The sequence below is a fragment of the Corynebacterium sp. MSK035 genome (assembly GCF_030232615.1).
Classification (GTDB): Bacteria; Actinomycetota; Actinomycetes; order Mycobacteriales; family Mycobacteriaceae; genus Corynebacterium; species Corynebacterium jeikeium_D.
The window spans coordinates 150,891-165,397 of record NZ_JASPJP010000003.1 but is presented as its reverse complement, the minus strand read 5'-3'; the positions used below and the strand labels follow the sequence as shown (position 1 = coordinate 165,397).

Annotated in this window: 13 protein-coding genes; 3 read left to right on the top strand and 10 right to left on the bottom strand. The window is 57.5% G+C overall.

What is annotated here, in order from left to right; genetic code table 11:
- The first annotated feature begins 190 nt into the window (after nucleotides 1-190).
- Complete coding sequence (gene ypfJ, locus QP978_RS03520) at nucleotides 191-1,078, top strand: KPN_02809 family neutral zinc metallopeptidase (RefSeq protein ID WP_016422692.1); 888 nt, start codon at nucleotides 191-193, stop codon at nucleotides 1,076-1,078.
- Nucleotides 1,079-1,105: 27 nt separating this feature from the next.
- Here the strand turns inward: ypfJ and hisS are convergent, their stop codons facing one another.
- Both hisS and QP978_RS03510 read right to left on the bottom strand, forming a co-directional pair.
- Complete coding sequence (gene hisS / locus QP978_RS03515; RefSeq protein ID WP_070549606.1) at nucleotides 1,106-2,389, bottom strand: histidine--tRNA ligase; 1,284 nt, start codon at nucleotides 2,387-2,389, stop codon at nucleotides 1,106-1,108.
- A gap of 43 nt (nucleotides 2,390-2,432) precedes the next feature.
- The gene (locus QP978_RS03510) at nucleotides 2,433-3,104 is read right to left on the bottom strand and encodes an MBL fold metallo-hydrolase (protein ID WP_070549607.1); all 672 of its coding nucleotides are present in this window, start codon (nucleotides 3,102-3,104) and stop codon (nucleotides 2,433-2,435) included.
- 292 nt (nucleotides 3,105-3,396) lie between these two features.
- Between QP978_RS03510 and QP978_RS03505 the strand changes: the two genes are divergently transcribed.
- Nucleotides 3,397-4,236 (top strand): peptidylprolyl isomerase, encoded by an 840-nt coding sequence (locus QP978_RS03505; protein ID WP_049190815.1) that lies wholly within the window; start codon nucleotides 3,397-3,399, stop codon nucleotides 4,234-4,236.
- A gap of 121 nt (nucleotides 4,237-4,357) precedes the next feature.
- Here QP978_RS03505 and QP978_RS03500 read toward each other — a convergent pair whose 3' ends face one another.
- From QP978_RS03500 to ruvC, 8 genes are all read right to left on the bottom strand, one after another.
- Nucleotides 4,358-6,619 carry a RelA/SpoT family protein gene (locus QP978_RS03500; protein ID WP_016422688.1) on the bottom strand — a complete coding sequence of 754 codons (2,262 nt, stop codon included), beginning with the start codon at nucleotides 6,617-6,619 and terminating at the stop codon, nucleotides 4,358-4,360.
- 7 nt (nucleotides 6,620-6,626) lie between these two features.
- Nucleotides 6,627-7,163, bottom strand: coding sequence for an adenine phosphoribosyltransferase (locus tag QP978_RS03495; protein WP_016422687.1), 537 nt, complete (start codon nucleotides 7,161-7,163; stop codon nucleotides 6,627-6,629).
- Between the two features lie 110 nt (nucleotides 7,164-7,273).
- Entirely contained in the window at nucleotides 7,274-8,491 is a 1,218-nt protein-coding gene (gene secF, locus QP978_RS03490; protein ID WP_284856843.1) for a protein translocase subunit SecF, read from the bottom strand.
- Between the two features lie 6 nt (nucleotides 8,492-8,497).
- A complete protein-coding gene (gene secD / locus QP978_RS03485; RefSeq protein ID WP_284856842.1) occupies nucleotides 8,498-10,423 on the bottom strand; it encodes a protein translocase subunit SecD in 1,926 nt (641 codons plus the stop codon).
- Nucleotides 10,424-10,734: 311 nt separating this feature from the next.
- Nucleotides 10,735-11,199 carry a preprotein translocase subunit YajC gene (gene yajC, locus QP978_RS03480; protein WP_049190818.1) on the bottom strand — a complete coding sequence of 155 codons (465 nt, stop codon included), beginning with the start codon at nucleotides 11,197-11,199 and terminating at the stop codon, nucleotides 10,735-10,737.
- Between the two features lie 66 nt (nucleotides 11,200-11,265).
- The gene (gene ruvB / locus QP978_RS03475; protein WP_049190793.1) at nucleotides 11,266-12,378 is read right to left on the bottom strand and encodes a Holliday junction branch migration DNA helicase RuvB; all 1,113 of its coding nucleotides are present in this window, start codon (nucleotides 12,376-12,378) and stop codon (nucleotides 11,266-11,268) included.
- 66 nt (nucleotides 12,379-12,444) lie between these two features.
- A complete protein-coding gene (gene ruvA / locus QP978_RS03470; RefSeq protein WP_048731308.1) occupies nucleotides 12,445-13,065 on the bottom strand; it encodes a Holliday junction branch migration protein RuvA in 621 nt (206 codons plus the stop codon).
- Between the two features lie 82 nt (nucleotides 13,066-13,147).
- Entirely contained in the window at nucleotides 13,148-13,705 is a 558-nt protein-coding gene (gene ruvC, locus QP978_RS03465; RefSeq protein ID WP_048731311.1) for a crossover junction endodeoxyribonuclease RuvC, read from the bottom strand.
- Nucleotides 13,706-13,820: 115 nt separating this feature from the next.
- On the opposite strand from ruvC, the gene QP978_RS03460 reads away from it, so the two are divergent.
- A complete protein-coding gene (locus QP978_RS03460) occupies nucleotides 13,821-14,285 on the top strand; it encodes a DUF3817 domain-containing protein (RefSeq protein ID WP_049193684.1) in 465 nt (154 codons plus the stop codon).
- Nucleotides 14,286-14,507 lie beyond the last annotated feature (222 nt).

Sequence of the window (14,507 nt, the reverse complement as noted above, 5' to 3'; positions counted from 1 at the left end):
CCAGAAAGGTGAGAAGAAGACCCCGGCTATTTTGCTTATTACCGGTCATCGCCTTGGGCCTACCTCGGGCTTCATGTACTCACTTAGACAAAGTTCTCCGTAGATCCTGACGTTGATTTACATGCGGATACTATGACGCAGCGCTATTCAATGGCCCGTTTTCCGCACCTTATGCAATAGTCTTACTCCTATGACCTTCCGGAATGACTTCCAAAAGAGCTCGGCTCGTGCCGAGCGACGCTCGGGTGGTGGCCGCGCTATCGCCGTAGGCGGTGGCGGTATCGGCGGCCTTGTCCTCATCGGCCTGTACTTACTTCTCGGCGGCGACCCGGGACAATTGGGACAGCTGACAGGTGCCCAGAACAACCAGTCCTCGCAGACTGCACAGCAGTCCCCTGGCGAGGATCCCTGCAAGACCGGCGAAGATGCCAACAGCCGCATCGATTGCCGGATGGAATTCACCGGTATTTCGGTCGACCGAGTCTGGGAAGAACAACTCCCCGCACAGGCCGGCATCGAGTACACGAACCCAGGCTTAGTCCTCTTTGAAGGCTCCACTCAGTCGGGCTGCGGCGCAGCGTCCTCGTCCACCGGCCCGTTCTACTGCCCCGCCGATCAAACGGCCTACTTCGACACGGAGTTCTTTAGCACCCTGGAGCGCATGGGCGGAGGCAACGGACCGCTCGCACAGGAATACGTCGTGGCCCACGAATTCGCCCACCATATCCAAAGGTTGGAGGGCACACTCGGCCGCAGTAACTACAACGAACCGGGCCCCGATTCCGACGCTGTAAAGATCGAGCTGCAGGCCGACTGCTACGCGGGTATCTGGGCTCATTACGCGGACAAGGGGCCGGACGCAATCCTCGAACCGCTTTCCGACGAGCAAGTTGCCGATGCCCTCAAAACTACGAAGGCCATTGGCGATGACACCATCCAGCAGCATTCCGGCGGTGGTGTTCAACCGGACTCCTGGACCCACGGCTCGGCCGAGCAGCGTACGAAGGCATTCCTCACCGGCTACAAGTCAGGAAAGATGTCTCAGTGCGACACTCTCGAGCGCGGCGTCTACAGCTAGACTCCGCACTTAACAAATGCGCGTTTCCTAGATGCGCGACTGCAACTCCTGAACCAGTGCATCTAGGGCGACTGCGTGCTGCTCGTGGGACTCAAGGTTCTTCAGCTGAACCTCGCCCGCGGCCAATTCAGACTCGCCGAGGACCAACGCAAATCGGGCTCCAGCGCGATCGGCACCCTTCATCGCGCCCTTCAGACCGCGGCCGCCGTAGGACATATCTGCGCGGATACCCGCTTGGCGCAGCTTATTGATCTGCACCGCCATAGCGTGAGCGGCTTCTTCACCGAGCGCAACACCATACACATCGACGCGTCGACCATCGCTGGCATGCTTGCCCTCTGCTTCCAGTGCGAGCAGCGCGCGATCCACACCCAAACCAAAGCCAATTCCAGACAGCTCTTGGCCGCCTAGCTGCGCCATCAGCCCGTCGTAGCGACCACCGCCGCCGATACCCGACTGAGCACCAAGGCCGTCGTGAACAAACTCGAAGCACGTCTTGGTGTAGTAGTCCAGTCCGCGCACCATTCGAGGATTGATGACATAGGGCACCTTCATGTCATCCAACAGTCCAGTCACAGCTTCAAAGTGACCGCGAGCGCTGTCAGAAAGGTGGTCCAGCATCAGCGGCGCGTCGGCAAGCATTTCCTGCATTTCCGGTCGCTTATCGTCGAGGACGCGCAGCGGGTTGATGTTTGCACGGTGGCGCGTTTCCTCATCCAGAGGCAGGTCAAACAAGAACTCCTGCAGCTTAGCGCGATATTCAGGGCGGCAGGTGTTGTCGCCAAGGCTTGTCAGTTCAAGGCGGAAGCCTTCGAGTCCGATACCGCGGAAGCATGCGTCGGCAAGCGCGATGACTTCAGCGTCCAGCGCAGGATCATCGACGCCGATTGCCTCTACGCCCACCTGCTGCAACTGACGGTAACGGCCTGCCTGCGGGCGTTCATAGCGGAAGAATGGCCCCGCGTAGGAAAGCTTGACCGGCAACTGACCGCGATCCAAATTGTGCTCAATGACCGCGCGCATCACGCCCGCGGTACCCTCCGGGCGCAGGGTGACGGAGCGGCCGCCGCGGTCGGCGAACGTGTACATCTCCTTGGTGACGACGTCCGTCGATTCACCTACGCCACGTGCAAAAAGCCCGGTGTCCTCGAAAATTGGCAGCTCAATGTGCTCATAGCCCGCAAGTCGTGCGCGGTGCTGGAATGAGTTTCGCACCGCCTCGAATTCGCGGGAGACCGGCGGGACGTAATCCGGCACGCCCTTGGGCGCGGAGAATGGCTTCAACTTCTTTGGCTTCTGGCTAGAGTTCACCCCGCTAACTCTACCTGCCAACTCTCACGAGGTGTCAGCCAGGCTAGGTGAGGTTTTGCAGGAACGGGTTGGTCGCGCGCTCCTCGCCTATCGACGATGCGGAGCCATGGCCCGGAAGAATCATGAGGTCATCCGCCAGCGGGAGGACCTTATCCTTCAACGACTGCTGCATGTGCTCCGGACTACTGCCCGGCAAATCTACGCGACCGATAGCCCCCTTAAAGAGGACGTCCCCGCTGAAGACAATCTCATCTTCCCCATCGGAAGCGCGCAGCATCACGCATCCCGGAGAGTGACCCGGAGCGTGAATGACTTCGAAATTCAACCCTGCCCACTTTACTTCGTCGCCATCCTCGAAGAAATCGGCTTCCGTATAAGCCTGCATAGAATCGATGTCAAAGAGGTGTCCGAAAGAAGAACCGCCGAGCTTCGGATTGGCCAGCAACACATTGTCGCTTTCGTGAATGAAGACGGGGATATCCCAGAAGTCGGAGGCCTCCGCGACATCGCGGACATGGTCGATATGACCATGGGTCAGCAGAATTGCTTCCGGCTTCCAATCTCGCTTCTCAACCTCGCCGCGTACTACCTCGAACGCCCCCATGCCCGGGTCAACAATGACGCATGGGGTGGACAGGCCGTCCATTTCCGGAGCGCCTGTTGCCACGTAGCAGTTGGTTTGAAAAGGGCCGGCTGCAAAACCAAATATCTCCATGGCGCTCCATTGTAACGATTGTGTACAGCCCCCGGCAGGCTATTTGCGCCTTCCAACAACGGGAAGAGAGCACCTTTCCCCTTGCTCGTTGGCCTGTCATCTCGCAAATGGGAAGCAATCCCGGGCATAATGGTCGATTGTGTACGCGACGGTGACCGACTGAGCTGTTACTTCAAATGCGGTCACTATCAATGGGCAAAATCGTCCGCTGGTGTTCCGTCACCAGCAATAGATGACTAACAGATACGGAGAAAGACTAGTGGCCAATAATGAGCAAAGGCGCAAAGATGCGATGCGGACGCTCGAGCGCGAACTTAAGCGCCGTGCACGTGCCGAGAAGCTGAAGCCACTGGGCGTTGTCGTAACTACCTTGGCTATCCTGCTCTTTATCGGTGGCGGCATCTACTTGCTGACCACGGCTGGCGGCGCTGACGACAATGAGGCCGCTGATGAATCCACGACTCCAGTCGAACCTGCAGCTCTGACAGCTACTCCTGTCAGCGGTGAAAAGGTTCCAATGAAGCGCTCTTCCCCACTTCCGGAAACCGTGACCTGTGACTACCCGGATGATGGCGAGGCATCGAAGGACATAGATAAGCCAGCTACCGACAACGTTCCCGCCACTGGCACTGTAACCATCACCCTGAAGACTAACCAGGGCGACATTCCGATGGAGCTGGACCGCGCTATTTCACCTTGCGGCGTCAATGCAATTGAGCACATGGCCAAGTCCGACTACTTCAATGACACTGTGTGCCACCGTATTACCGGTGGTGGCCTGAACGTTCTGCAGTGTGGCGACCCGACTGGTACCGGTACCGGCGGCCCGGGCTTCAAGTTCGCTGGCGAATGGCCGGTCAAGGATTCTGGTCTGGATCAGAATACCCCGTTGGTGTACCCGAAGGGCTCTATCGCCATGGCAAACCCGAGCGACCCAGATGCCAACGGCAGCCAGTTCTTCCTCAACTGGGCAGATTCTCAGCTGCCTCCGCAGTACACCGTGCTTGGCTCCATGACTGACGAGGGCACCAAGACGGTTGCGGACATTGCGAAGAACGGTATCGAGGGCGGCGGTACCTCTGACGGTAAGCCAGCTAAGGAAGTCCGTATTGAGAAGGCGGAAGTCAAGTAGCTGACTCAACTGACTGATTCAGAAATTAATCAAAAACAGGGCCAAGGTGTTTCACCTTGGCCCTGTTTTAATACCTACGCGGCCTCATCCTTTTTCACATATCGATGGGCTGCTAAACCGCCTACTGACCAGAAGTAATGCGGTAGACATCGAAGACTCCCTCGACACCGCGCAGAATGTTGAAGATATAGCCCATCTGCTTAGTGTCCGAAACCTCGAAGCTAAAACGCATTACGGCAACGCGGTCATCGGAGGTATGGGAGGACGTCGACAGGATTGAGACCTTCTGATCGGAGAAGACGCGAGTAATCTCCGAGAGCAGTCCATGACGGTCAAGTGCTTCGATTTGCACCGTAACCATGAAGACCGCACCGGAGGAATCTGTTGCCCAGGAGACCTCGATAATGCGCTCCGGCTCCTGGTGCAGCTTCTCCGCATTAGTGCAGTCCGTACGGTGCACACTGACCCCACCGCCGCGGGTGACGAAGCCAAAGATGGCATCGCCCGGCACAGGCGTACAGCATTTGGCAAGCTTAGCGGCCATATCCGCGCTGCCTTCTACCAACACACCCGTGCTGTCAGCGCGGCGCGGAGTGTTGTGCACGTTCATCTTTGAAATTGGCGTGCGGGAGACCAACTGCTCTTCGGCATCGTCCGCACTCGAAAACTGCGCCATCAGCCGGTGAGTCACATGCTGCGCTGAGACCTGCCCCTTACCGATAGCGGTATAGAGCGCATCGACATCCGCATAGTGCAGCTCGGAGGCAATCTGCTTGATGGACGCCGGAGTGAACAGGCGGTGCATCGGCAGACCGCCGCGCTGTACCTCTGCAGCCAGCGCGTCACGGCCGGCATCGAGTGCCTCTTCGCGGCGCTCCTTGGCAAACCACTGACGGATCTTTGCCCGCGCACGTGGAGTTTTAACAAACTTCTCCCAGTCCTTAGACGGACCGGAATCGGCATCCTTGGACGTGAAAATCTCGACGCGGTCGCCAGTTTTTAGCGGTGATTCCAACGCCACTAGCTTGCCGTTGACTTTGGCACCAATACATCGGTGACCTACTTCAGTATGGACCGCGTAGGCAAAGTCGACCGGCGTGGAGTCCGCAGGCAATGTGATGACATCGCCCTTAGGTGTGAACGCAAAAATTTCAGTGACTGAGAGGTCATAGCGCAGGGAGTCCAGGAACTCGTTAGGATCTGCGGCCTCGCGCTGCCAATCCAGCAGCTGACGCATCCACGCCATCTGATCGACTTCGGCGGAATCTCCCTTGTGAGACCCCTTGGTTTCCTTGTAGCGCCAGTGTGCGGCAATGCCGTACTCAGCGTTGTAGTGCATCTCATGGGTGCGAATCTGCACTTCTAGCGGGGAGCCACCTGGACCGATGACCGTTGTGTGCAACGACTGGTAAACCCCGAAACGCGGCGCGGAAATATAGTCCTTGAATCGCCCCGGCATAGGTTTGAACAGCGAGTGGACGGCACCCATCGCGGCATAGCAATCCTTGGTCGTGTCCACCAGAACTCGAAGTCCGACCAGGTCAAAAATCTCGTCGAATTCGTGGCCGCGGACAATCATCTTCTGATAAATCGACCAGTAGTGCTTCGGCCTGCCCTGTACCTCAGCAGCAATGTGAGACTCCTTCAGATCCTTCTGAATCATCTCGGAGACTTCCTGGATGTACCGGTCCCGCTGCGGCGCTCGATCTGCGACCAAACGCACAATCTCGTCGTACTTCTTCGGGTACAAAATGGCGAAGGAGAGATCTTCCAACTCCCACTTCACGCTGGCCATTCCCAAACGATGCGCCAGCGGTGCAATCACCTCGAGGGTCTCACGGGCCTTCTTAGCCTGCTTTTCCGGCGGCAGGAAGCGCATTGTGCGCATGTTATGCAGCCGGTCAGCCACCTTGATAACCAGCACGCGCGGGTCCTGGCTCATGGCGATAATCATCTTTCGCACGGTCTCTGCCTCGGCGGCGGAGCCCAACGCGACCTTATCCAATTTGGTCACGCCGTCGACCAGTCGTGCGACTTCTGGGCCGAAGTCCCGCTCCAGGTCCTCCAGCGTGTAATCGGTATCTTCGACCGTGTCATGCAGCAGCGCTGCCACCAGCGTGGTGGTATCCATGCCGATCTCGGCGGCAATAGTGGCGACTGCAAGCGGGTGAGTGATGTATGGCTCGCCGGATTTCCGGTACACGCCGTCGTGAAGGCGCTCGGCGGTATCGTAGGCACGCTGAAGCACAGCCAAATCTGCGCGCGGATGCACCTGTCGATGCACCGCGACAAGGGGATCTAGCACCGGGCGGATTTTCGTTCTGTTGCCGGTAAGGCTTCGCGCTAGGCGGGCACCATAACGGCGTGCGGGCCCTTCAGCCATGACTCATTCACCCCTTATTAACCACGTACAAAGGCAGATCAGCAAGCTTCTCCCGAGCTCCCAGCCCTTCAACCTCCAGCACGGTGCACAGCCCGGTTACCTCGACTCCAGCTGTCTCCAGCAGGGCGCGAGCTGCACACAGGGTGCCACCAGTTGCCAACACATCGTCGACAAGTACGGCCTTCTTGCCCTTCAGCTCAAAACCACTAGCCGGAATCTCAAGCGCGGCCGTACCATATTCCAGTTCATAGGTCTCGGTCAGCACAGGCGGTGGCAGCTTACCCTTCTTACGAATAGCGAGCACCCCCAGTCCGAGCTTGTACGCCACCGCAGAACCCAGCAGGAATCCACGCGCATCTAGGCTGCCTATAACATCAGCCCCGAACTCTTCCACCTTGGCGGAAATCTCGTCCACAATCAGGGCGAACGTCGTGGCGTCGGCAAGCGCCGGCGTCAGGTCCTCGAAGAGTACGCCCTCAACTGGAAAATCGGGCACGAACCGAATCTGATCGGCTAATGCCTCACGCGCGTGTGCATACGACACAGGTTTAAGCTCCTTTTCGGCGAAAAGAAAAAGTGCGGGTACCTGTCAACGATACCCGCACAATGCGCTTTTAAAGTAGTTTCACCCGAACCACTGGGAGGCGCTACCTCCTACTGCCCCGGACGCCAGGACAGCGGCTTGTCTTCATCGCCCTCAAGCTTCGGAGTCGTCACCGTTCGTTTCGGCGTCGAATGTTCCATCTCGCTTGCCGACGGCTCCTTCGAGGCCGAGTCCTCCGCAACATCAGTGGTGGCGGAATCGGTGCCCGAACCGGCTCCCTCAGATGCCTTTGCGCGGGCAGACAGTACCGCCTCTTCATGCTTGCGGTATTCACGCTGCCGCGACTTAAGAGACACCAACAGCGACGAAGCCAGGAAGATCGAAGAGAACGTACCTTGAATAATGCCGATGAGCTGAACGAGTGCAAGGTCCTTCAGCGTTCCGACCCCTAGCATGCCCACGGCGATGACCATCAGTGCCAGGATTGGCAGGAGCGTCGACACCGTGGTGTTGATAGAACGCATGATGGTTTGGTTGACCGCCAGGTTCACCAACTCGGCGTAACTTCTACGGGTCGATGAACGATAGCCTGCCGTGTTCTCGTCGACCTTGTCGAAAACCACGACGGTGTCGTACAGGGAGAACGACAGCACTGTCAGCAAGCCGATAATGGTTGCCGGGGTGACGTCAAGACCAATGAGCGCGTAGATGCCCATAATCACGATTGCATCCACAACCAGGGCGAGAATTGCGGCAATGGCCATGTCGCGCTCGAAGTGAATGGTGATGTAGATGAACACCAGACCCAGGAACACCACTGCAGCCAGCAGCATTCGGTTGGTAATCGAAGAGCCCCACGACTCCGACACGGTCGAGTCACCAATGGCATCCGGGGTCTGCTGCCCCTGCACATCGACGGGCTTGAATGCATCATTCAACGCGATACGAGCACTATTAATCTCGTCCTGAGTCAGCTTCTCAGAGGTGATCTCCAGGATTCGGCCCTCACCAGAACCGATAATTTGCACCAGCTCCGGCTTCACGCCGGTCGCCTCGGTGAAAACCTCCTCGGCCTGCTCAGTTGTCACTGAGGCCGGCGGCATAGTCATCTTGGTACCGCCCTCGAAGTCGATACCGAAGCTGAACCCGCGAATCAGCATCGCTGCGAAAGCAACAACGATGATGGCGACGGCAATCTGGTACCAGCGCTTCCGCTTGCCGACGATGTTGATTCCACCCTCGCCGGTGTAGAGGCGGCGGAAGAAGGAGTCGTCTTTCACGCTTTCTGGCTCAGTGATTAGCGCCGGATTCGTCTGAGTAGTATTCATGGATTCCTACTTCCCCTCATTCGCGCTGGAGTGAGCTGCACCGGTGTCGGCAGCCGTACTGGCGGAGGCATCGGAGGCTCCGGCCTTCTTACCGGCAGCTACAGTCTTATTCCTCTGTGCAATCTCCATGACCGAGCCGAAGCCGTTCATCGACGGCTTGGACAAAGCTGGCCACTTACGAGTAGCCAGGATGACCAACGGCGCAGTCACGAGGAAAGCCGTCACAATGTCGAATGCTGTGGAGAGACCAAGTGTGAACGCGAAACCGCGGACATCGCCAACGGCCAGGATGTAAAGAACCACAGCCGCAATGATGGACACAAAGTTACCCGATAGGATGGTGCGCCGTGCTCGTCGCCAAGCGTGCGGAACCGCGGAGCGGAAAGTTCTACCCGCGCGGATTTCGTCCTTAATGCGTTCGAAGAAGACGATGAAGGAGTCAGCCGTTACGCCGATAGAGATGATGATGCCGGCGATGCCAGCGAGATCGAGCGAGTAGCCAATCCAACGACCAAGAAGGACAAGGACGCCGTAGACCATCGCTCCAGCTGCTGCCAGCGAAACCAGCGAAATCACGCCCAGGCCGCGGTAGAGAGCAATCGCGTAGACGACAATCAGGGCGATACCGATAATGCCGGCAAGCAGACCGGCTTCCAAGGAAGCCGAACCAAGCATGGCCGGGATAGTCGTGGTGGTGCCGCCCGGCTCGCTGTCCTCACCTGCGAACGACAGCGGCAGTGCACCATAACGCAGGTTATTGGCCAGCCCCTGTGCCTCGTCGATTGAGAAGTCGCCCGTGATGCGGGTGGCAGAACCAACTGGGGTTGCCTCCTGAATCACCGGGGCGGAAATGACCTTCGAGTCCAACACGATAGCGACCTGCCGCTGCAGGTAGTCATTGGTCAACTTGGTCCATGTGCGAGCGCCGGTGTCATTCTTCCCGGACTTGAAGCTAAAGGAGACCTGAATCTGACCAGACTGCTGATCGTAACCACCGTTAATCGGCGCATTGGTATCAATAGCGTCGCCGGACAGACGCTGGCCCTTGGCCTCGTCCTCCTGCCCAATCAACAGCGGAGCCTTGCCCAGGAAGATGGCTTTACCGCCTTCGGGCGCACAGGTCACCAGCGGCTTGGCCGGGTCATCGGCACCCTGTAGCGGATCAACTGCATCGCGGTTATCGCAGGTCATCAGCGCAGCAGCTGCAAACTGTGTCGTTGGGTCTTCGGACTGGCGAGTCGCCAACAGCACGTCACGAACCTTCGTACGCAGCTCGGCCGCTTCAATCGAGTTCGCCGGCTTTGCCGGAGCTGTTGCATCCAACTTCGGGGCTTCGCCCAGCGACTTGGACAGTTCCTCGGGAACCGGCTGATCTGGGTTCTGTTCCTTGAAGGCATCAATTGCACGCTTCTGTGTTTCGTTCATGTCCTTGTAGAGGTCATCAACGCGTTTGGCGGCATCCTCCTTCGACAGGACACCGACTGAGACCCAATCTTCAGCAGTCTTCTTAACTACCTCGCCAAAGGCAGCTTCATCAGGGCCCTGGGTGGGCTGTTCTACCGGACGGAAGAAGAGCTGCGAAGTCTGGCCGAGCGTACGCGCCTCCTGTGAGTCTTCACCCGGCACGGTAATGACCAGCGTGTCACCATCGGTGACAACTTGAGCGCCGCTGACACCCATGCCGTTTACGCGGTTCTCCAGAATCTTGCGAGCCTGGTCCAGCTGATCGCGCGTCGGCTTTTCGCCCTGCGGCACCAAGGTTACTCGAGTACCACCCTGCAAGTCGATGCCCAACTTTGGCTTGGCTGATCCGCCGCCGGTGAAAAAGACGAGTGCGTACGTAAGAATGAGGAAGCCGACAAACAGTGCCAACAGCCACTGTGGCCAGTTCCTCTTGAATGTATTCGCACCTGATCTGGATTTGCTGTTCAAAGCAAAGTCTCCTGAATCGTGACGTTTAGGTACTTAAGCGTTTCGGGTAGAAACGCAGGTCTATAACCGCACCGCGAAATCGCGCGATACCAGGAAGAGGCATTGCGGGCGTCGCTAAGCAAAGCTATAAACACCAACCGCTAGAGAATAACCGATTTAGCGTAGTGCGCCGGTTTTGACTTGTACCTATTTAGTGAAAATCTTGCCCACGCTTGCCGACGGCGAAACCTGGGACGCGCCCGCTAACCCCACGGCGCACGCTACAGCTTGGATGCATGCAAACCAGCAGGGCGTGGGCGTGCAAAAAACTGCTACTGCTTTTCGGTGGAAGTGGAACCGTCTGTACCCGTGTTATCCGAGTTACTCGGAGTATTCGGGTTCTCGACCTGCTCATTGATGTCCGAAGCGGCATTGTCATCCGGACCGTGGCCGGTGATTTCTTGGACATCGCCGACGTGGTCATCTGGCGCATCGGAAACACGGCCACGTCGATCACGGTGAGCGTAGCTAGCTCCGGTACCGGTGGTGAGGTTGCGGGCAATGGCGCCCTTTTCCCAACGGGTCACGATGCCGTCAGCGATAATCAGGTCGACGGTTGTTTCGGTCGTATCAACGACCACACCATGCATACCGGAACCGGTGATGACCTCTGCGCCCGGGGCCAACTTATCCTGCATGTCCCGAATGGTGCGCACCTGCTTGTTCTGCTTGATGATCTGCCAAATTGGCAGCGCCAGGAACAAGAAAATAAGTAGGAGGAGAATAGTTTGATCCATGTCTGCCGAGTTTAACGAATTGCCAGCTAGCAATTCCACACTGCCCCGGCCAGGTCGATGAGAAAGCTATTCTCCGATAGTTCCCTCCGGAGGCTGCAACCCCAAGTGCCGCCATGCTCGGGCAGTTGCAACACGTCCGCGCGATGTACGCGCAATCATCCCGGCACGGACCAAGTAGGGCTCGCACACTTCTTCCACAGTCGAGGGCTCCTCACCGACTGCCAGCGCCAGGGAATTCACGCCCACCGGGCCGCCACCGTGCCCCTTGACCAGGGCAGTCAGCACTGCGCGGTCCAAGCGGTCCAGCCCAAGCTCATCGACATCGAAGACAATCAACGCCGCCTTGGCCGCACCAAGATCAATAACGCCACCGGAGTGAACATCTGCGAAATCGCGAACGCGACGCAGTAGGCGGTTGGCAATTCGCGGGGTACCTCGCGAACGCGAGGCAATCTCCACTGCAGCCTCTGGGCTGATATCCACCCCGAGGATCCCAGCGGCACGGGTAACCACCTTTGTCAGATCCTCGACCTCGTAGAACTCCATCTGCGCAGTAAAACCGAAACGGTCACGCAGTGGGCCAGTCAGCATACCCGAGCGCGTCGTTGCGCCTACCAGCGTAAAAGGTGGAATCTCGAGTGGAATTGACGTAGCTCCAGGCCCCTTGCCCACGATGACATCAATACGGAAATCTTCCATTGCCATGTAGAGCATTTCCTCCACGGGCCTGGCAATGCGGTGGATCTCGTCAATGAAGAGTACATCGCCCTCGAGCAGGTTCGATAGCATTGCTGCCAAATCGCCAGCGCGAATAAGCGCCGGACCGGACGTCATTCGCAGGGACGACCCCATCTCCTGCGCAATAATCATGGCCATGGTGGTCTTACCCAGGCCGGGAGGTCCCGACAGCAGAATGTGGTCCGGAGTCACATTTCGTCCCCGTGCCCCGGAGAGCACCAAATCCAGCTGCTCGCGGACCTTGGGTTGGCCGATAAACTCCCCTAACGACTTTGGTCGCAGGTTCGATTCCGCATCGACTTCCTCGACCTGAGCGCGGGCATCGACATCACGTTGTGCACCATTTCCCCCACCGCCAAAATGGTCGTTGGCTGCTCCATCTAAAGAGTCCCTGAAGGGATTGCCCGACACGTTAAACTCCGTGCGCTCGATATCGCTCATAGTCCCCTCATCCTAGTGCACTGCCATTTTTCATCATCAATGTAGCTGCAGGTCCTCGACCTGGATTTACTTTTCGCCCAATGTCTTTAGCGCCGCCTTCAGCGCCATTGATGTATCCAAGGTCGGATCAATCCGAACAACAGTCTCCGCTGCCTCATTCGCATCAGCTTCCGGGAACCCAAGCCCGACCAAAGCACCAACGACCTGATCCAGATCTGCCTTCAAAACAATGCCAGGCGCTGCTCCGCTTGCAGCTTCCTCCGGCTGGGATACCGCCCTATCCGCGAAAACCTCGACCTTATCCTTCAACTCAACCAACAGGCGCTCCGCCAATCGCTTGCCGACGCCGTTAGCCGCCTGGAGGGCCTTGGCATTCTTTGAGGCAACCGCATTGGCAATCTCGGCCGGCGACAGTACCGATAGAACAGACATCGCTACTTTTGGCCCCACTGTCGAGACAGTGCGCAAGAGCGCAAACATCTCACGTTCCTGCGAGTTGGCAAAACCAAAAAGCGTAATCGCATCTTCACGAACCGCCATTGTGGTCAACATGAAAGTCTGCTCATGCCTCACCAACTGAGAAGCTAACCTGCCCGTAATGGTGACCAAATGCCCGACACCACCGCACTCGATAACGCAATAGTCCGCACCGAGATCGATAACCTCACCGCGTAGAGATGCAATCACTTCTCACAATTCCTTTCACTACGGCTTCCCGAAAGACACCGAGATAAACGCCGAACTCACAAGTGTGCTCTAGCAGGCTCCCCTACCGCGAGGGATTCTCACGGCGAGAAAGCTCCAACTCCCGCTCCTCGTGTTGCTTAGCAAGCGCAGCCAAGGTGTCGCGCTGGCGTTGCAGAACCGGACCACGCCAACAGTGGCAGATAGCGATGGCCAACGCATCCGCTGCGTCCGCAGGTTTTGGCGGAGTTTCCAACCCGAGGATTCTCGTCACCATCATGGTCATCTGCTTCTTATCAGCCCGACCGTTGCCGGTAAGCGCCTTCTTTACCTCCGACGGCGTGTACATATGCACTTCCAAACCGCGTCTCGCCGCAGCGAGGACAAGGACACCAACCGCGTGCGCAGTCTGCATTACGGTGGACACATTGCCGCGCTCGAATACCCGTTCCATCGCAACCACGTCCGGCTCGTACTCATCCATCCACTGCTCCACGGCATTGGAAAGCCGTAGAAGACGATCCTCCAACGATGCCGTGGTTGGTGTGCGGGCGACCCCCACCGCAATGGGAATGACTTTCCTGCCCTGAGCACCTTCCGCAATGGAGAGACCACAACGAGTAAGGCCAGGGTCGATACCCATCACCCGCAGAGATCCAGCTCGATAATTCACCTCTCCACTAATACCACATTTCGAACAGCTGTTTGTATCGTAGCTACACGGGGCACCAACCGTTGATTCTGATAGGTTTAACACCATGAATTCACCGAAGAAGCTCTACGGCGTTCTCGCTGCAGCTGAAATGGTCACGTGGGCTCTGCTGCTCTTGGGGCTGGCACTGAAGTACCTGTTCAAAGTCACTGACATCGCCACCACCATCTTCGGCGGCATCCACGGTTTTACGTTCCTGTGCTACGTAGTCACCACCATCATGGTGTGGATCAACCAGCAGTGGAGCTTTGGCCGCGGTGTCATCGGCCTCGCCTCTTCTATCATTCCATTCGCAACCTATCCGTTTGAACGAAACACCCTGAAGGCAGGCCTCTTGGATCGGCCCTGGCGCTTTACCGACGAATCCGAGGAGCCACAGGACATTTTCGAGTGGGCACTCGCGATGATTATTCGCCGCCCGTTTATCTCGGCATTCGTCATCCTCATTGTTCTCGTCGTGGTCTTCACACTGTTGCTGATGGCCGGACCTCCGACTCAGTGGTTCTCCTAAAACGGTTCAACTAAAACTTTCAGAAACCAAAATCGGTTTAATAGACAAAAATATGTCCGCCTGGCGTGTCGACCGGCGCGTCGGCGGGCGGGCACCCTTCGCTACTTACCCCAATGCGAGTTACTGACTGCGTTTATGACAAAAATGACCTGAAAAATCGTCTGAAAGTGACATAAACCTGCACAGTTTCACATTTGCAGCCGTATTCACACGCGCAGCCCG